The sequence below is a fragment of the Chitinophaga sp. OAE865 genome, assembly GCF_040546735.1.
Classification (GTDB): domain Bacteria; phylum Bacteroidota; class Bacteroidia; order Chitinophagales; family Chitinophagaceae; genus Chitinophaga; species Chitinophaga polysaccharea_A.
Genome location: NZ_JBEPOF010000001.1, coordinates 3,388,966 through 3,408,155 on the forward strand (window position 1 = coordinate 3,388,966; position 19,190 = coordinate 3,408,155).

The 19,190-nt window shown below is 49.7% G+C and carries 17 protein-coding genes; 12 read left to right on the forward strand and 5 right to left on the reverse strand.

What is annotated here, in order from left to right; translation table 11 throughout:
- The first annotated feature begins 126 nt into the window (after positions 1-126).
- The 3 genes from ABIE50_RS13830 to ABIE50_RS13840 are packed head-to-tail and all read left to right on the forward strand — an operon-like array spanning position 127 to position 5,254.
- The gene (locus ABIE50_RS13830; protein ID WP_209860590.1) at positions 127-2,877 is read left to right on the forward strand and encodes a TonB-dependent receptor; all 2,751 of its coding nucleotides are present in this window, start codon (positions 127-129) and stop codon (positions 2,875-2,877) included.
- Between the two features lie 25 nt (positions 2,878-2,902).
- On the forward strand, positions 2,903-4,174 hold the full coding sequence (locus ABIE50_RS13835) for a parallel beta-helix domain-containing protein (protein ID WP_209860588.1): 1,272 nt from the start codon (positions 2,903-2,905) through the stop codon (positions 4,172-4,174).
- Between the two features lie 27 nt (positions 4,175-4,201).
- On the forward strand, positions 4,202-5,254 hold the full coding sequence (locus ABIE50_RS13840) for an SO2930 family diheme c-type cytochrome (protein ID WP_209860586.1): 1,053 nt from the start codon (positions 4,202-4,204) through the stop codon (positions 5,252-5,254).
- A gap of 269 nt (positions 5,255-5,523) precedes the next feature.
- Here ABIE50_RS13840 and ABIE50_RS13845 read toward each other — a convergent pair whose 3' ends face one another.
- A complete protein-coding gene (locus ABIE50_RS13845; protein WP_209860584.1) occupies positions 5,524-5,994 on the reverse strand; it encodes a hypothetical protein in 471 nt (156 codons plus the stop codon).
- A gap of 114 nt (positions 5,995-6,108) precedes the next feature.
- Here ABIE50_RS13845 and ABIE50_RS13850 point away from each other — a divergent pair, with 114 nt between their 5' ends.
- Together ABIE50_RS13850 and ABIE50_RS13855 are read left to right on the forward strand one after the other, a co-directional pair.
- Positions 6,109-7,071 (forward strand): DUF6528 family protein, encoded by a 963-nt coding sequence (locus ABIE50_RS13850; protein WP_209860583.1) that lies wholly within the window; start codon positions 6,109-6,111, stop codon positions 7,069-7,071.
- A 29-nt stretch (positions 7,072-7,100) separates the two neighbouring features.
- A complete protein-coding gene (locus ABIE50_RS13855) occupies positions 7,101-8,432 on the forward strand; it encodes a DEAD/DEAH box helicase (protein ID WP_209860582.1) in 1,332 nt (443 codons plus the stop codon).
- A 55-nt stretch (positions 8,433-8,487) separates the two neighbouring features.
- On the opposite strand, the gene ABIE50_RS13860 is transcribed toward ABIE50_RS13855, so the two are convergent.
- Positions 8,488-9,330, reverse strand: a complete 843-nt coding sequence (locus ABIE50_RS13860) for an alpha/beta fold hydrolase (protein ID WP_209860581.1) — start codon at positions 9,328-9,330, stop codon at positions 8,488-8,490.
- A 152-nt stretch (positions 9,331-9,482) separates the two neighbouring features.
- Between ABIE50_RS13860 and ABIE50_RS13865 the strand changes: the two genes are divergently transcribed.
- Positions 9,483-9,734 (forward strand): hypothetical protein, encoded by a 252-nt coding sequence (locus ABIE50_RS13865; protein ID WP_209860580.1) that lies wholly within the window; start codon positions 9,483-9,485, stop codon positions 9,732-9,734.
- Here the strand turns inward: ABIE50_RS13865 and ABIE50_RS13870 are convergent.
- Positions 9,709-10,089, reverse strand: coding sequence for a hypothetical protein (locus ABIE50_RS13870; protein WP_142685007.1), 381 nt, complete (start codon positions 10,087-10,089; stop codon positions 9,709-9,711). The two genes, ABIE50_RS13865 and ABIE50_RS13870, sit on opposite strands and share 26 nt — an antisense overlap.
- A 40-nt stretch (positions 10,090-10,129) precedes the next feature.
- Between ABIE50_RS13870 and ABIE50_RS13875 the strand changes: the two genes are divergently transcribed.
- A complete protein-coding gene (locus tag ABIE50_RS13875; protein ID WP_209860579.1) occupies positions 10,130-11,068 on the forward strand; it encodes a helix-turn-helix domain-containing protein in 939 nt (312 codons plus the stop codon).
- An 80-nt stretch (positions 11,069-11,148) separates the two neighbouring features.
- Positions 11,149-11,868 carry an SDR family oxidoreductase gene (locus ABIE50_RS13880; protein ID WP_209860572.1) on the forward strand — a complete coding sequence of 240 codons (720 nt, stop codon included), beginning with the start codon at positions 11,149-11,151 and terminating at the stop codon, positions 11,866-11,868.
- A gap of 5 nt (positions 11,869-11,873) precedes the next feature.
- Here ABIE50_RS13880 and ABIE50_RS13885 read toward each other — a convergent pair whose 3' ends face one another.
- Both ABIE50_RS13885 and pepE read right to left on the reverse strand, forming a co-directional pair.
- Positions 11,874-12,455 carry a TetR/AcrR family transcriptional regulator gene (locus ABIE50_RS13885; protein ID WP_354028003.1) on the reverse strand — a complete coding sequence of 194 codons (582 nt, stop codon included), beginning with the start codon at positions 12,453-12,455 and terminating at the stop codon, positions 11,874-11,876.
- 60 nt (positions 12,456-12,515) lie between these two features.
- Positions 12,516-13,223 carry a dipeptidase PepE gene (pepE, locus tag ABIE50_RS13890; RefSeq protein WP_209860569.1) on the reverse strand — a complete coding sequence of 236 codons (708 nt, stop codon included), beginning with the start codon at positions 13,221-13,223 and terminating at the stop codon, positions 12,516-12,518.
- 390 nt (positions 13,224-13,613) lie between these two features.
- Here pepE and ABIE50_RS13895 point away from each other — a divergent pair, with 390 nt between their 5' ends.
- The 4 genes from ABIE50_RS13895 to araA all read left to right on the forward strand — a co-directional run bounded on the left by ABIE50_RS13895 (position 13,614) and on the right by araA (position 19,126).
- A complete protein-coding gene (locus ABIE50_RS13895) occupies positions 13,614-15,152 on the forward strand; it encodes an alpha-N-arabinofuranosidase (protein ID WP_260607405.1) in 1,539 nt (512 codons plus the stop codon).
- A gap of 106 nt (positions 15,153-15,258) precedes the next feature.
- Positions 15,259-16,932: a ribulokinase gene (locus ABIE50_RS13900; RefSeq protein WP_209860567.1), complete on the forward strand. Its 1,674-nt coding sequence runs from the start codon at positions 15,259-15,261 to the stop codon at positions 16,930-16,932.
- Positions 16,933-16,938: 6 nt separating this feature from the next.
- Complete coding sequence (locus tag ABIE50_RS13905; RefSeq protein ID WP_209860565.1) at positions 16,939-17,637, forward strand: L-ribulose-5-phosphate 4-epimerase; 699 nt, start codon at positions 16,939-16,941, stop codon at positions 17,635-17,637.
- Positions 17,638-17,647: 10 nt separating this feature from the next.
- On the forward strand, positions 17,648-19,126 hold the full coding sequence (araA, locus tag ABIE50_RS13910) for an L-arabinose isomerase (protein WP_209860563.1): 1,479 nt from the start codon (positions 17,648-17,650) through the stop codon (positions 19,124-19,126).
- The last annotated feature ends 64 nt before the right edge of the window (positions 19,127-19,190 follow it).

Genomic DNA, 19,190 nt, shown 5'->3' on the forward strand with positions numbered 1-19,190 from the left:
CAATAGCCCTGGTTTCGCCCCAAAGTCAATGGTACCAACACTTCCCGTGCAGGGATTTTGGTAATATCGCTATGCCGCAAAGGCAATAAACGACTAACAACCAAGCCATCTAAATCCCACCTGCCGATGTTAAGATCCTTTATCATAAGTATGGTATGCCTGTTGGGGGTATGCCTTACGGCAAATGCACAGATCGTGATTTCGGGCAACGTCCGCAACAGCGTTACCCAGGAAGTAGTGCCCGTTGTTTCCGTAACCATGAAGGAAGCACAGAACGGGGATTATACCAACGACCAGGGAAATTTTAAATTCTCCACCCGGAAAAATTATCCTGTTACCCTTATACTGTCATCGGTGGGCTTCGAAACAAAAGAAATCATCATTTCCGGCCCCGGGTTCCAGCGTATAGAATTGTCGCCGGCTTCGGTACTGGGAAAAGAAGTGGTGGTTTCTGCCAGCCGGTTCACACAAAAGAAGATTGAGTCGCCGGTAACCATTGAAAGGATCAGCACCAAAGACATTATCAATTCTCCACAGCCCAGCTACTATAACATGCTGCAGGGCCTCAAGGGAGTAGATGTAACCACTTCCAGTCTCCTGTTCACCACCATCACCACCCGCGGTTTCAACACCAGCGGCAATACCAATTTCACACAGATCGTGGATGGTATGGATAACCAGGCCCCCGGCCTCAACTTTCCTATCGGGGCTATTATTGGTCTTACTGAACTGGATGTAGACAACCTGGAGGTGCTGTCCGGCGCCTCTTCCGCATTATACGGCTCCCGCGGCCTCAATGGCACCATGGTAATGACCGGCAAGGACCCGTTCAAATACCAGGGGCTCAGTGCGCAGATCACGCAGGGAGTGAATCACGTGAAGAAAGGAAAATCCAACGACCCGCTGGGGCCATCGCCTTATTACGACTGGACCGTGCGCTGGGGTAAAAAGGTGAGCGATAAGTTTGCCTTTAAAATAAATGTGCAGTACACCCAGGCGAAAGACTGGATGGCCAACGATACCACCAATACCAACGGTCCCGGTGGCCCCCGGCAGGACCCTAATTATAACGGCGTGAATATTTACGGCAGCAAAACATCGGTTGACATAAATCCCTTCCTGGAAGGCGCCCTGGCACAGGTGCCGGAGCTGGAGCCTATTATAGCGCCCCTGCTGGCAGAAGGCCAGCATAAGGTGGCGCGCACCGGCTACACCGAATATGGCTACCTGAGCAGCGATGCCAAAATGTTTAAAGCCAACGTGGAACTGCGTTATAAGATCAAACCCAAGCTGGAAGCTATTCTCTCAGGCACCTACGGACAGGGTAACGCGGTATACAGCAATGATACCCGTTACGCGCTCACCGGTTTTCACCTGGGGCAATACCGCGCTGAAGTGAAAGCCGAGCACTGGTTTGTGAGGGCCTATACTTCCCGGGAAAATTCAGGGCGCACTATCATTGCCATGCCTACTGCCCAGCTGATCAACGAGGCCTGGAAGCCCAGCTATGACGCCGGTACAGGCGACGGCTGGTACCCGCAGTATACCAGCGCATTGCTGGAGGCCATGTCGCAGGGCCAGAGCTATATAGACGCCAGCAACCTGGCCAGGGCCTTTGCCGACCAGGGCAGGCCCGATGCCGGCAGCCCGCAGTTCCTGCATCTGAAAGACAGTATCTCCAACATCCCTACCTCCAAAGGCGGTACACTGTTCACAGATAAAAGCCGCCTGTTCAATGCAGAGGCCCAGTATAATTTTACGCACCTGGTAAAGTTTGCAGAACTGATTGCCGGCCTGAATTACCGTCTTTACCGGTTGGATTCCAAAGGCACCCTGTTCCCGGACAACGACAGCCCTATTGATGTAGCTGAATACAGTGCGTACGCCCATCTCACTAAAAAAGTGATCCGCGAAAAACTAAGCCTGGCAGCTGCTTTCCGCTACGATAAGAATACCCTGTTCGCCAAGCCCCGGGTCACTACCCGGGTATCTGCCGTACTGGAAGTGAACAAGGAAAGTTTTATCCGTTTCTCTTACCAGAACGCCTACAGCTTCCCGTCTAATATACAGTCGCTCCAGAGCACCCCGGTCGATTACAACAGCTTCGCCTCCGGCGGGTCAGACAGGCTGCTCAACGGTGTATACCAGTTCAATAAATACCCGGCCTATACCCTGGAAAGCGTGGATTCTTTCCAGCGCACAAAGAACCCTGCTGATCTGAAACAGTTTAGTTTAAACGACATTAAGCCGCAGTCGGTAGATGCGTTTGAGTTAGGTTATTCCTCGCTCATCGCAGGCCGGGTGCTGATAGATGTGCTGGGTTATTATTCTACCTGGAAAAATTTTATCGGCTATGTAAACGTGGCCAATACGCCGGGTACAGCAGATCCCAATGCCTTCCTGGATCACAGCACTTATATCCAGTATAATATTGCCTATAACGGTGCGGAAAAAGTGAATACCTATGGTTATGCCGCCAGTGTGAGCGTAGACCTGTCGAAACATTTCCTAGCAAAAGTGAATTTCTCGTCCGATTTCCTGAAAAACCGGAACAACAGCCAGGTGAATAACTTTAATACGCCTAACTATAAATTCAATGTGGATTTTGGAAATACCGGCTTTGGTAAGAAGGAAAGATTCTCATTTAATACTACCTTCCGTTACAGACCGGCCTATTTTTACCAGATTGGTTTTGGCAGCGGTACAGTGCCCGCCTCGGCAGTGATTGACGCCCAGGTGAGTTACCGGCTCCTGCAGGCGCATTCCACGATTAAACTGGGAGGAGTAAATCTCACCAATACTTACTACAGAAATGGCTTTGGCAGCCCGGCCATCGGGGGGATGTACTACGTCACCTTCGCTTACAATGTTTTCTGATTTATCTAAATAAAACAACCTGTATATGAAACGGTATCCTATCTGTTGGTTATTGATAACCCTGTTGGCAGCCTGCCAGGGCCCGGAAGTTAAGGAGAAAAACGATTATAAGACCCGGCTGCAGTTTGGCCCGGGCGAAGAAACAAAAATTGCCGAAGCGTTCCTGTCGCTGACCGATAGCAGCAGCATCACCTTAAAGGAAGGCACCTACAAATTTGATAATCTCAGTATCGCCCAGGTGAATCACATTCTCATCCAGGGCGCCGGACCGGATAAAACCATTTTTGATTTTTCCGCCCAGAGCCAGGGTGGGGAAGGCATCCGGGTAACTGATGTAAAGGGCTTTACCATCGACGGTCTTACCCTGCGCGACTCCAAAGGTGACCTGATCAAGATCAACAAAAGCGAAAAGGTGGTAGTTGCCAACGTGCATGCCATCTGGTCTGTTTCCGATTCCACCAGCGGCGGCTACGCCATTTATCCCGTGATGTGCAAAAACGTGCTGGTAGAAAACTGCTACGCACAGGGCGCATCAGATGCGGGCATCTACGTAGGGCAAACCGACAGCGCTGTTGTGCGCAAATGCAAGGCATTTAAAAATGTAGCCGGCTGCGAAATAGAAAACACTTCCCATGCAGAGGTATACGACAATGAGTTCTGGGGCAATACCGCCGGCTTCCTCATTTTTGATCTGCCCGACCTGTCCAAACGTGGAGGCTTTGTAAAAGCGTATAACAATTATATGCATGACAACAACGAAAAGAACTTTGCCAAATCCGGCAGCTTCGGTTCCACCTGGGGCGTAGGTAACGCCGCCCCCGGCAGTGGCGTAGTGATCCTTGCGGCATCCGACATAGAGCTGTACAACAACCGCATCATTAATAATAATTCCAGTGCCATTTCCGTGGTGTCGGGATTTTTTATTGATGAAAAAGCAGGAGGAAAGATCAATGATCATTATTTTCCTATTCCCCGTAATGTGCATATACATGATAATATCATGGAAGTGGGACCTGCATTTCCGCCGGCAGTATTTGAGCATCATACCGGTAAAATACTGGTAGGCATAGAACAGAAACTGAATGCAGATGATCCGTCGAGGAAAAATGCGCGGCTGCCTTTTATTACCTATGATGGCATTACCACCAACATTCTTACAAAGGGCACTGCTGTGAACCCCGATTCGCTTTGCATACAGCAAACAGGTCCTAACTTGTTTGTGAACGTGGATGCTATGAATATGATGTCGAAAAACTGGAAGCCCAGTACCGATATCACGCCTTATGTATGTAAATAGTTTTTTTGTTTAAATTTTTTTAGGGAGATGAGGAAGTCCTGCTTATTTGTGATGTGTTTAATTTTATGGATCGCCGCCACGCAGAGCTGTCAGCAAAAGCCGGCGCCTGCCGCAACGGCCGGGCTGTTCCAGTTTAAACCGAAATTATCTGATTATGGATTCTTTACCGGCGCGCTTAAAACATTGCAGCCGCGTAAAGGCGTGGTGAACTATGAGCTGGTAACGCCATTGTTCACCGATTACACGGTAAAAGACCGCTTTATTGCTTTACCGGAAGGGAAAACAGTGACCTATACAGATCATGGTCCGCTTGATTTCCCCGATTCAACTTTTATTATAAAGAACTTTGCCTACACCAACCCGGCACACGAAAAGATCATGATAGAGACCCGGTTGCTGTTCAAAGACCCGGCAGACCACCAGTGGAAAGTGATGAACTACCTGTGGAACAAGGAACAGCAGGATGCAGAGAAATGGATCCTGGGAAAAAAGATCCCTGTCATTTTCCTGGACGACAAGGGGCGTGAGCATTCCACCATGTACCAGATGCCCAATACGAACGATTGTAAACGCTGTCATATTAACAACAGCGTGCTTACGCCTATAGGGCCCAAAGCGCGTAATCTTAATTTTGTGCGGCGGGGGCAAACCCAGGATCAGCTGCAGCGGTGGGCAGCCAACGGGTTGCTGGCAGGGATGCCTTCACCAGACAAGGTACCGCGCCTGCCGGATTGGAAAGACAGCCTTCACTATACCGTGAATGAGCGCGCCCGCGCTTACCTGGATGTAAACTGTGCGCATTGCCATACCAAAGGCGGCGATGCATTCAATACGGGGTTGTTCCTGGAATATGAGCAAACTGCCCCGGATCACCTGGGCATCATGAAATCGCCCGTATCTGCCGGCGGCGGCGCCGGCGGGCTGGATTACGATGTTATTCCCGGCGATCCGCAGCACTCCATCCTCGCCTACCGCATGAACAGCGTGGAGCCGGGCACCGCGATGCCGGAGCTGGCGCGTACAGTAGTGCATGCAGAAGGAGTAGAGCTGATAAGGCAGTGGATCCGGGGGATGAAATAAAGGCCTTCGGCCTTTGTGCGAACGTTGTCTGACTCAGGATTAAACTGATTAGAATGATTTTCCTGAGTTTTTTAGATTTTTAAAGGATTTTTTGGAAATATAACCGGATATTTTTCCTGGTAATTTTTAAAGGATTTTGGGAGATAAGTAAATATATTATTCGCTTATATCTCCCAAAATCCTTTAAAAATCCAAAGTTATCAAATCAGACTAATCATTCTAATCAGTTTAATCCTGAGTCAGACAAAATCCGCGTAAGGCCGGAGGCCTTACTTACAAGCGCCTTCCACCAGGGGAATGTTATCGAATTTAAGCGCCGCGTTATCGCTGTTGAATATGGGTAAACCCTGGTGATCCACGCTGTCGGCCAGCGCTTCGTAGGCTTCGTGGTCGGATATTTTGAAGATCACCGGGCGGGAACTCTCCACGCCTTCACTGTAGAAAACGTATTTGCCACGGATAATACCGTTGCTGACAATGCCGTTGAACTGGCCGGTGTTTTTATCTTTCTCAAAAAAATTATATACCAGGGTGCCGGTAGCTACACTGTCGTGCATAGTGATCCTGAGCTGGATAGTATCCCTGCCAAGTACTTTCTCGAAGCAATGACCGGATTTTTCTTTTTCCACCACCGGTGGTACTGAATCTTGTACAACATTGGTTTGCTGCTGCCCGCCTTGCTGGTTACAGGATGCAAAGAGGCCTGCGCCAAGCGCCAGTAAAATATAAGGTGTTTTCATATAGTGAAAATAAGGAAAATGGCGCAATTGCTTTGGTACGCACCTTTTTATTTCCCCGGAAAAAATTGTAATTATGTGGCGCCGCCGCCAGGGTGGCGTTATATCTTACAAACAATGAAAAAAAGAAGATCCTTACCGGCCGCTTTGTTTTGCCTGCTGGCCATTGGCGCTACCGCCCAGAATAATGGAAACAACCAGGATGCACTTGCAGTAGCGGCCTGTAAAAAATGTCTGGTAATAGCGGAACAATCACAGCACCGGATCGTGATTGCAGAAGTGTCTTCCGGCAGGGTGATCTGGGAATGGAAACCGGAAAGCTCCAATGTGCAGCCGGCACATGTAAAATGGTTCAGTAATCCCAGCGATGCTAAAATGGTGTACAATAACGGGTACGTGTTAATGAATGCCTCCGGTGGCGGTGTAGCGCTGATCAGGGTGGCTGATAAGAAAACCGTATTCTATGCCTACGCAGGCGGCAACACGCATTCCGCCGAACTGTTGCCCGATGGCAATATTGTAAGCGCTTCCAGCACCGGTAATTACCTGATGGTGTTTAAAACAGATACCCTGCATTACCCCGGCGATGTATATACGAAAAAGATCCCCATCGATTTTGGGCATAACGTAGTATGGGATGCCAAACAACAGCGGTTGTGGTCTGCCGCCAGGGAACATATGCATTCCTTCCGGTACAACTTTAACTGTAATGCTCCGGACCTGGTACAGGATACGGTTTTTTCCCTTCCGGGCACAGAAGCGCATGACCTGTTCCCTGTATATGGCGAAAATAGTTTATGGCTTACCAACACCACCAACGTATACAAGTTTGATCCCGTTACCCTGAAGCTGACGCAGGCTGATGTGGTGCAGGCGAATATTAAAAGCGTCTCCTCTGCAGGGGATGGATTTCCAACCATTGTGGCAAGGCCTAAAGTATCCTGGTGGACAGACGAGGTGATAGACGCCAAAGGCAAGCGCCTGTTCATCCGGAAAGGTTGGAAGATCTACAAAGCAAGATGGGTGGTGCCCAATACATTTAGCTACCCGGCAGGCGATCAGATGCATTTGTGCAGGTAAAACCCTTTAATCTTCGTACTTTTGCGCCAATGCAAAAAGAAAAGTACGCAATAGGTAATATTCTTACCAATCTCAAGATCGATTCACTCAATGAAATGCAGCAGGCATCGGTGAACGCGAACAAGCATCACGATGATGTAATCCTGTTGTCAGCTACCGGTTCCGGTAAAACGCTGGCATTCCTGCTGCCCATCCTGGAACGGCTCGATCCTGCCAATAAAAGCACCCAGGCCCTCATAGTGGTGCCTTCCCGTGAGCTGGCCTTACAGATAGAGAAAGTGTTCAAACAGATGGGCACCGGTTATAAGATCACCGCCTGTTATGGCGGGCACCTGCGGGAAACAGAGGAAAATAACCTGATACAGCCTCCTGCGGTGATTGTGGGTACACCCGGCCGCCTGGGGGATCATATCCGCAGGGGAAATATAACCACCGCGGCCATTGAAACCCTGGTGCTTGATGAATTTGATAAAACCCTGGAACTGGGTTTCCAGGAGGAAGTGTCTTTCATCATAGCGTCACTGCCAAATATAAAAAAGCGGATGCTTACGTCGGCTACGGAATCAGTGGAGATCCCGGGCTTCCTGGCGCTGAACAATCCGGAAAAGCTGGACTTTCTGCCGGAGGAAGGCACTCCTGCCGCCCGCTTAACGATCAAAGAAGTATTATCGCCTGAAAATGATAAGGTAGAGACCCTGTTCCGCCTGATCTGTTACCTTGGCAACCGCTCTACCATTGTGTTCTGTAACCATCGCGAAGCAGTGGAGCGTACCAGCAGAATGTTGTCTGAAAAAAGTATTATCAATACCTTCTATCACGGCGCCATGGAGCAGCGGGAGCGGGATGCCGCCCTCTGCAAGTTCCGCAACGGCTCTGTAAATGTACTCGTTACAACAGACCTGGCCGCCCGTGGGCTGGATATTCCGAATATCCGTTATATTATTCATTTCCACCTGCCGCATACGGAAGACAGCTGGACACACCGCAACGGCCGTACCGCCAGGATGGAAGCCAGCGGAACCGCCATACTCATACTGGCGCCCGACGAAAAACGCATGCCTTACCTGGCAGATGAAGTGATCGAAAATATAGAACTGCCTGCCACCTCTACTATACCCGACAAACCAAAATGGACCACCATTTTTATTGGCGCCGGTAAAAAAGATAAAGTGAATAAAGTAGATATCGTTGGGTTCCTGTCCAAACAGGCGCACCTGAAAAAAGAAGATATCGGCTTAATAGAAGTGAAGGATTTCTTTTCTTTCGCAGCAGTAGTGAAATCGAAAGTGCAGCATGCGCTGGAAGCGGTGAAGAATGAGAAGATCAAGAATAAGAAAGTAAAGATTGATATAGCGAAGTAGGAAATTTTGTAAGATGATTTAAAGAGGCGTCTCAATATGCTGAGGCGCCTTTTTTTTAACTGACGCTATTTTTTAGGAACGACAATACTCTTGCAGTAACAGCCTCCGGTGCATCTTCCTGTACCAGGTGCCTGGCTTCCGGCACCGCTTTGAAAGTAGCGCCTGGAATGCGCCTTGACAGTTCCTTACCACGTTCAACAGGGATCCATTCATCACATTCTCCCCAAAGTATAGTAACCGGGCAACGCATTTCTGCATACCGGTTTTCAATCTCATCTGTATAACGGTCGCTCATCTGGGCAATTTGCCGATAAAAGGCAGCCTGTCCTTCTTTTCCCATCCAGGGCTTCAGGTAATACTGCATTTCTTTTTCCGGAAGCGGACGAAACACGGCGCCCCCGATGTATGCACGAAGTATGGCCTCATGAATGTAGGCCGGCAATCCGGTGAAAACTTCCGGATGATTTTTTGCAGCCTGAACAAATGGTGAGCCGGAAGGGCCTATTGCAACAGGATCTATCAGTGTTAGGGAATGATAGTCATGCTTGTTTAACAGATGCGCACGCAAAGCGGTGGTGCCGCCAAAGTCGTGTGCAACAACGTCTGGTTGTTCCAGGCCCCAATGATCGAGCAGCGCTGCGAACACCTCATTTTGTACGCCTAATGATACATCCTGCTCTTCGTGTTTTTCCGAGCAGCCATATCCCAGGAGGTCAAAATAAAACACGCGGTAATGCTCAGCCAGCCATGGAGCAATCCGCCGCCATACAACGGATGAAAACGGCGTGCCGTGAAGGAGGACTACAGGGCTTCCTTTTCCAATAATGCCAAAGCGGATTTGCTGACCGCGAAAATTAAAAGTATCCGGTGGTTCGGGGAGATAAGATATAGTGGGCATACAATGGTTTTTGGGTGAGGTAATACAGATGCTTTCAGTTCAGGATTGCTGCTCAATTCCCGTACCAATTGAGATAACGGGGCACTTCAGCCCAATCTATTATCGGACGTCCACAATTTGATTATTCGCCAAAAACACCAGATGTTGCTGCTATGCAGCAAATGATTGACATCCCCGTCAGTAATTATACTGGGGCAGCCAGTATTTCCATTCCTTTACATGTTGCCGGATCAAAAAGTATTCAATTACCGGTTGAATTAAGCTATGCCACTGGTGGCATTAAAGCAGATCAGGCGCCAACAGCAGTTGGCTTGGGATGGGTGCTGAATGCAGGTGGGATGATATCCTGTACCGGTTTTCAATGTCATCTGTATAAGGCTACCTATTGGGTAATTTATCGGTAAAAGACGATCCGTCCTTATAATACTCCTGCGTCACCTCGATCACCCCCACAATATTATCATTAAACGCTTCCAGCTCTTCCGCCGGCACCCATAATTCATTGTGAATTTCACCGCCTACATTTTCAACCTTATATCTTTTCAGGAAATCACTATTCACCGAAAACTTAGTGACGAAGCCGGACCCATATGCAGGAACATTCCATTCCACCGATATCTGGATGGCATATGCCTCGTTCATTACGGGGTAAAAAATGGGTTGGTCCGGCCGCCTGGGTGGAAATCTTTTCCAGCCGGATTGCTCAATCAATACCAGCTCATCTGGTCCTACAGGGCGATACAAGGTGGTTAACTCCATTGATAATATTTATCTAATTTTAGAGAACGAATATAGGTAAATGGCAACGAAAACCAAGCTCAGCAAACCGGAAATACCACAATACGTATTAAAAGATTTCCGCCATCTTCACCGCGAAGAGGGCGATACTTCCAGCTTTGGCTATAGTAACCTGGATCCGGCAAAGAAGATTGCCGGTATGGAAATATATTCCAGTGAAGGATTACGGCCGGCAGTAGGGCCTTTAAAATCTGATTTCTACAGGATCAGCATTACACTCAGGGGAAGCGTGGATGTACAGCTGGGACTGGAGCAGTTTAAACACCGGCCTGGTACACTGAGTTTTACCTTTCCCGGGCAGGTGTTCAGTAAAAGCAATATCAGTGCAGATACTTTCGGGTATTATATTTTGTTTGATACAGATTTTTTGCAGGAACTTATCCCGGGAGATGAAGTACCAACAGTGTTTCCTTTCTTCGATTATACAGGCGTACCCTTTATACAGTTAACGGAAACGGAAATAACAGCGGTAGCTGATTTCTGCGGGAAGATCAATGAAGAGCTGCAGCAACACCGGCCGGGATGCGGGAAGGCGGTGAAGATGTATCTGTACCTGCTGCTGCTGGAAGTAAAAAGAAGTTATATGGCGCAACAGCTTCACTTAACGGCTACGGATACACGAAATACATACCTGGTGCCCCGGTTCAAAAAACTGGTAAGCCAGCATTTTCTCTCTAAAAAAAGAGTATCAGATTATGCTTCCATGCTGGGCGTAACTCCTAATCACCTTAACCGCACCGTAAAAGAAGTAACCGGCCGCACTGCTTCAGACGCCATTGCAGAAATGCTGGTGCAGGAAGCCAAAGCAGTGCTGCGGTATACGGATACTTCCGTGGCGGAAATCTCTTACCAGCTTAATTTCAGCGATCCGGCCGGATTTAACCGCTTCTTCCGCGAACAAACCGGGCAAACCCCGCTGGCCTTCCGCAAAAATGCATGATCGGGTTAATACAATGCATAATCCCGGTAGCAGCCTGCACAACTTTCTGCCCCAACTTTGCAGGTATAAATAACAACAATATGTCGGAATCATTTGAAAGTAAGAAAGTAATTATTGCCGGCGGCTCTTCGGGAATAGGACTGGCCACTGCCGCCAAACTGGCCGGGGAAAAAGCGCATGTAACGGTTACCGGCCGTTCTGCAGCACGACTGGCAGATGCGACGAAAATCATTCCCGGTATTCACACCGCAGCGCTGGATAGCGGCAACCGGAAAGACCTTAATGCATTCTTTGATACCAGGGGAAATTTTGACCACCTGGTGATTGCCGTAAGCGGGTCTAAAGGAGCGGGTAAATTTGCAGACCTCCCGTTGGATGAACTGCGGGATGGTTTTGAAGGTAAGTTCTGGCCCCAGCTGAACACCCTCCAGGCAGCGTTGCCTTATGTGAACAAGGGAGGCAGCATTACCCTCATCACTGCTATTTCTGCTATCAGCCGGGCTCCAGGCGTATCCGGGCTGGCTGCCATCAACGGCGCACTGGAGCTGATGATCCCTTCCCTTGCAAAGGAAATACAACCCTTACGCATCAACGCTGTTTCTCCCGGCGTGGTAAATACGCCCTGGTGGGACTTCCTCCCTGCGGACGCCAAAAACGATACCTTCGCAAAGTACGCCGCGCAACTCCCTGTGGGAAGGGTAGGAGAACCGGATGATGTGGCAGACGCCATCCTTTTTCTCATGCGCAATGGCAATGTAACGGGAACGGTAGTACGCTGCGACGGCGGGTTGAGCTTATAGCCTGCTTATACCCGCAATGCCTTCATGGTGCGCTGAAAGGCCTGCTGCAGCAGTTCGTTGCTCAGTGTAAAAGGAATACCCGACATAGTGGCATGATGATCCAGGTGGAATTTAACAAGCGTGTAAAAAGGACCATAGGCAATAGCCCAGAATACTTCACGCGGCAGGCTTACTATCTCGCCTTTTTCTACGGCATTGGCCACAAACTGCTGCATGGCCCTCTTGAAAACAACTTCCGGCGCATCATCCTGCTTTTTTATCAGCGGGGAATTGCGGAACTGTTCCGAGAAATGGAACTGCAGCGGGTACTTAAGAATATAGGCATACCTGTTTTGCCATTGCAGCCATAAGCCGGCTTCAAAGTCCATGGCTGGGTCAAAACCCGCCATGGTATGTTCCACAAAGGTTTCCACCACTGCTGCGTATAACTGGTTCAGCAGGTCTTCCCGGTTCCTGAAATAAATATAAATGGTAGACACGGAAATATTGGCTGCCCTGGCAAGTTTATGCATGCTCAATCCGTCAAAGCCTTCATGAACAATCATTTCTATGGCCTTTTCCCCGGATGGTCCATTCTTTATTTTCATCTTTTGCACGCATGGGGCAAAGATAAAAGAATGATTGTTCTTTTAAAATTTTACGGCAAATTATTTCAGATGAGTCAGGGAGCTGCCTGCGGGCAGTTCATACGGGTCTTTACCTGCTTCGAAGATCCTGGCGCTGAGCGTACCTTCCAGCGTTAAAGCATCGCCATGTGCATAGATCCAGCTGCCTTCCCTTAACCCCAGCACCGGCGTCGTGTTTTGTGTATGATATTCCCTGATACGTGTTTCGCGCGTTTCTCCCATATGTTGTGAGCCCGGCTGAGGATCCAGGTAATGCGGGTTAAGGTTAAAAGGGATCAGGCCCATTGTTTCAAAGCTGGGCGGATATACAATGGGCATATCGTTGGTATTTTGCATGGTAACCCCGCCAATGTTGCTGCCTGCACTGCATCCCATGTATGGGGCGCCATTGTTTACCGCATCACGGAGCAGGGACATCAGTCCCGCTTCATGTAATTGTTTCACCAGCAGAAAGGTGTTGCCGCCTCCTGTAAAAAAACCTTTGGCGTTCTTAATGACTGCAGCCGGATCGCTGAAGGTATGCAGGCCGCGCACACGGATGCCTGCTTCTCCAAAGGCCTCCGCGGCCCTGCTGGTATAATCGTTGTGCGAAATGCCACCCGGGCGGGCAAACGGAACAAACACAATCTCGTCTACGCCGGCATACAATGTTTTCATCGCCGGTTGCAGGTATGCCAGGTAGGTTTGGCCAAACAAAGTAGAAGTGCTCGCCAGTATAAAATGCTTCATATTTTTTAAAATTAAGCAAAGGTAAAACTAATCTTCTTCCGGCAGCTGCTCATGATCCAGGAACAGGGAGCGGCAGTTTTCCGGCAGTGAACCTGCAGGCATTACCATATGTTATTCCGCTGGCGCAATAGCTGTAGTGGCAATAGTATCCGTTGTTACCTTTTTTCCCGGGAGATGGGAAAGGTATGCTGCCTGCTGTAAATAACAAACAAAAGAACATTTGTTCCTGGTTGGTGAGCGGCATAAAATAAAAAGATAAGGCACAGGGGCCATCCCCGGCGGATTTAAATGTTTTTTTTACGGTTTTAATTGTAAATGTGACAATTATTTTGTTCTTTTGAATTACCGCAGCAAAACAGTGCTGTGATACTTGATTTTTAAAACCTCGTTATGAAGAAGAAATATCGTTATATCCGTACGGGTATCCTTGGTATGTTGCTTTCCACGCAAGCTTTACAGGCGCAGAATACAGTGACCTTTCGTCCGGATGCGCCCACTCAGACCATTGACCGCAATATCTATGGCCACTTCGCAGAACATCTGGGAAATTGTATCTATGGCGGGTTTTATGTGGGAGATACCTCACACATCCCTAATACAAACGGCGTACGTAAAGATGTAATTGCCGCATTGCGCAAAATGAAGATCCCTAATCTCCGCTGGCCGGGCGGCTGCTTTGCAGACACCTACCATTGGAAAGACGGGATTGGCCCAAAGGATAAAAGACCAACCATTGTAAATACCTGGTGGGGAAATGTAACCGAAGATAATAGTTTTGGTACGCACGACTTCCTCAACATGTGCGAAGAACTGGGAGCAGAGCCTTACCTGTCCGGCAACGTGGGCAGCGGTACTGCGCAGGAACTGGCCGATTGGGTACAGTATGCCAACTTTCCCGGTAAAAGCCCTATGTCCGATCTGCGTCAGCAGAACGGCCGCAAGGAGCCCTGGAAAGTACGTTACTGGGGTGTGGGCAACGAAGCCTGGGGCTGCGGTGGTAATATGCGGCCGGAGTACTATGCCGACCTTTATCGCAAGTTTGCCACTTTCATGCAGGGCAACCGCCTGTTCCGTATCGCCTCCGGCGCCAGCGATGGTGATTACAACTGGACGGAAGTGCTGATGAAGAATATCCCTGCAAACCTGCTGGATGGTGTGGCGCTGCACCACTATTCAACGGTTGAATGGAACCATAAAGGCGATGCGGTGGATTTTACCGAAAAACAATATTTCGCTACCATGAAATCGGCCCTGCTGATGGATACACTGATCCGCAGGCATACGGCTATCATGGATAAATACGACCCGAAGAAAAAAATAGCGCTCCTGGTAGACGAATGGGGCGGATGGTATAACGTAGAGAAAGGAACGAATCCCGGTTTCCTGTTCCAGCAAAACACCATGCGCGATGCGATGATTGCAGGCGCCACACTGAATATCTTTAATAATCACTCCGACCGTGTACGCATGGCCAACCTGGCACAGGCTATTAACGTACTGCAATCCGTTATCCTTACTAAAGGAGATGTGATGGTGCTTACGCCAACCTATCATGTAATGGAGATGTATAACGTTCACCAGGATGCTACACTGATTCCCATAGAAATTCACTCCAACGACTATACGTTCGAAAACGAGAAGCTGTCTGCAATTTCCGCCTCTGCTTCCAAAGATAAGAACGGCGTTACGCATATTTCCCTCGTAAATATCGACGCGCATAAAACACAGGAAGTAACGCTGGATACCCATAGCGAAGCCTATAAATCAATCAGCGGTAAATTGCTGGCATCTGCAAAACTGCAGGACTATAACAGCTTTACAAAGCCGGATCTTATTAAACCGGTGGATTTTAAAGGCGCATCGCTTAAAAAGAATACGGTTAGCGTAAAGCTGCCGCCATTTTCCGTAGTAGTGCTGGAATTAAAATAACGGATAGCGGTGGGGTGGTTCTGACCGAACTGGAATCCGGTCTGTATACCACCCGCCGACATTCGTGTTTTTTACCTTGTTAAATAAGTGTCAATATAACATTAATATGAATTCATCCTGGGTAATAGGGGTAGACTATGGTACCGATTCGGTGCGCTCTATCATTGTAGATGTACATAACGGGAATGAAATCGCCTCGGCTGTTTTTTATTACCCGCGCTGGAAAGACGGCCTGTACTGCAATGCAGCCCAGAGTCGCTTCCGCCAGCACCCGCTGGATTATGTAGAAGGACTGGAAACGACCATCCGTCAATGCCTGCAACAGGCAGGGCCCGGCGCTGCCGCCAACATCAAAGCCATTTCAGTGGATACCACCGGTTCCACTCCCGTGGCGGTAGACGAAACAGGTACGCCGCTGGCGCTTACCCCGGCCTTCCGTGAGAACCCCAACGCTATGTTCGTGTTGTGGAAAGACCATACCGCACTGAAAGAAGCCGCCGCTATCAATGCTACGGCCGCTACCTTCGGGGAAAACTACCTCCGCTTTGTGGGAGGGATCTATTCCTCTGAATGGTTCTGGGCCAAACTGCTGCATATTCTGCGTACAGACGAAGCCGTCAGGAATGCTACCTATTCATGGGTAGAGCATTGCGACTGGATACCGTTCCTGCTTTCCGGCGGAAAACATATCAGCCAGCTGAAACGCGGCGTTTGCAGCGCCGGGCATAAAGCGCTGTTTGCAGAAGAATTCGGCGGCCTGCCCCCGGATGCTTTCTTCACCGCTATTGATCCTTTACTGCAGGGATTTACCCAACGGCTCTTTACAAAAACATATACCTCCGGCGAAGCCGCAGGTCATCTTTGCCCCGAATGGGCGGAGAAGTTAGGCCTCCCTACCAGTGTGGTGATAGGCATTGGTGCATTTGATGCGCATATGGGCGCGGTAGGCGGACAAATTGAACCTTACCATCTCAGCAAGGTAATGGGCACTTCCACCTGCGATATGCTGGTGGCGCCCATGGATGAAATGAAACATAAACTGGTGAAAGGTATCTGCGGACAGGTGCCGGGATCTGTGATCCCCGGCATGATGGGCATGGAAGCGGGGCAGTCGGCTTTTGGCGACGCCTATGCCTGGTTCAGCAACGTACTGGCGTGGCCGTTACATCAGCTGCTGCCTTCGTCGTCGCTCATTGATGCGGAAACCGCTGCAAAACTGGCACAGGAAACTTCCGCCAGGCTAATTACGGAACTGGCCAAACAGGCCGCACAGATCCCGCCTGAAGAGCACAGTGAGCTGGGAATCGACTGGCTCAACGGGCGCCGTACACCGGATGCCGACCAGTCGCTGAAAGGTACCCTCACCGGCCTGAACCTGGCTACGGACGCTCCCCGCATTTTCCGCACCGTGGCGGAATCTACCTGCTTTGGCGCCAAAGCCATCGTGGAAAGGTTTGAAAGGGAAGGAGTGCCTGTGAAAGGTTTAATAGGCATCGGCGGCGTAGCCAAAAAATCGGCCTTTATCATGCAGATGATGGCTGATGTGATGAATATGCCTATCCGTATTCACCGCTCCGAACAAACCTGCGCGCTGGGCGCCGCCATGTTCGCAGCTACTGCGGCAGGATTGTTCAGCAGGGTGGAAGACGCCATGGAAGCAATGGGACAGGGGTTTGAAGTGACCTACCACCCCGACGCCCAACGGGCAGGTATATACGAAAGCAGGTACCAGAAGTATAAAGCATTAGGCGCATTTACCTCCGCCATCACTATTGATTAATTCAGTATGCAACAGTATCAACATATCCGGCAGGCGGCATACGAAGCCAATATGCAGCTGCCCGCGCTGGGACTGGTGATCTTCACCTTCGGGAATGTAAGCGCGGCCGACCGGCAGCTGGGCGTGTTTGCCATCAAGCCGAGCGGCGTACCCTATGCGGAGCTATCTCCCGAAAAAATGGTAATCGTGGACTTTGATGGTAAAACAGTTGACGGGCAGTTACGTCCCTCCTCTGACACCCTCACCCACGCCGTATTGTATAAACACTGGGAACATATCGGCGGCATTGTGCATACCCATTCCACCTACGCTACGGCATGGGCACAAAGCCAGCGCGACATTCCCATTTACGGCACCACGCACGCCGATCATAACACTGTGGATATTCCCTGCGCCCCGCCCATGTCGGACGAGATGATTGCCGGCGATTACGAATACCAGACCGGCTTCCAGATCATGAACACACTGGCGGAAAGAGGGTTGTCCTACGAAGAAATTGAAATGATCCTGGTAGGGAACCATGCACCCTTCACCTGGGCAAAAACTCCTGCCAAAGCAGTATATAACAGCGCCGTACTGGAATCGGTGGCTCAAATGGCGTATCTCACTGAGTCGATCAACAATAAAGCACCCCGACTGAAAGATGCGCTGATCCGGAAACATTTTGAACGTAAACATGGCCCCAATTCCTATTACGGGCAATAAACCAAGCAACATGATTAATCTGAAAAATTTCGAGATCTGGTTTGTAACCGGCAGTCAGCACCTGTACGGAGAAGAAACATTGAAACAGGTAGCCGCACACAGCCAGGAAATTGCCGCTTCCCTGAACGGCGATGCACGTATACCCGTTACCGTAGTATATAAACCTACTGTGAAAACACCGGACGAAATCTATGCTGTATGCATGGAAGCAAATGCCGCTCCCAACTGTATAGGCGTAGTTACCTGGATGCATACTTTCTCCCCCGCAAAAATGTGGATCCGTGGCCTGAAAGCATTGTCCAAACCCATCTGCCACCTGCATACACAATTCAACCGCGATATCCCCTGGAGTGAAATTGATATGGACTTTATGAACCTGAACCAGAGCGCGCATGGCGACAGGGAGTTCGGATTCATGATGAGCCGTATGCGTATGAACCGCAAAGTGATAACAGGTCACTGGCAGGACCCTGAAGTACTGGATGAGCTGGGCGCATGGGCAAGAGTTGCCGCCGGCTGGCACGACTGGCAGGGCGCACGTTTTGTACGCTTTGGCGATAATATGCGCTTTGTAGCCGTTACTGACGGGGATAAGGTGGAAGCGGAATCCGTATTCGGGTTCTCCTGCAACACTCACGGTATAGGCGATCTCGTTAGTGTGATCAACGGTATCTCCGATGCGGCTGTAGCCTCCCTCGTAAAAGAATACGGCGACGTATACACGATATCTTCTGCGCTCCTGCAGGACCCCGCCCTGAAAGATGCGGCACGCATTGAGCTTGGCCTGAAAGCCTTCCTGGAAAACGGGAATTTCAAAGGCTTCTCTGATACTTTTGAAGACCTTCACGGCATGGTACAACTGCCGGGCATTGCAGTGCAACGCCTCATGAAAGCAGGTTACGGTTTCGCCGGGGAAGGCGACTGGAAAACAGCTGCGCTGGTGCGGGCCATGAAAGTAATGGGTAGCGGCTTACCCGGTGGAAATTCCTTCATGGAAGATTACACCTATCACTTTGACCCGTCTAATCCAATGGTGCTGGGCTCCCATATGCTGGAGATCTGTGAATCCATTGCCAGCGGCAAGCCATCGTGCGAAAAACACCCACTGGGCATAGGTGGAAAAGCCGACCCTGTACGCCTTGTATTTAATGCTGCTGCCGGACCAGCTATCAACGCTTCCATTGTGGACATGGGCAACCGTTTCCGCCTGCTGGTAAATGAAGTGGAAGCCGTGGAACCGCCACAGGACCTGCCCAAGCTACCAGTGGCCCGCGTGCTCTGGAAGCCATACCCTGATATGAAAAAAGGCTGCACCGCCTGGATCCTCGCAGGTGGCGCACACCATACCTGCTACAGCCAGAACCTTACCTCCGCACATATGCAGGACTTTGCAGAGATGGCAGGTATTGAACTGGCACTGATAGGAAAGCATACCGACCTGCGCGAGTTCAAAAATGAGCTGCGCTGGAACGATGTTGCTTTTAAATAATTCCAACTGCCGGCGGGCGCTTCAGTCACATCTGAAATGCCTGCCGGTTGCTTTATCATCAGCC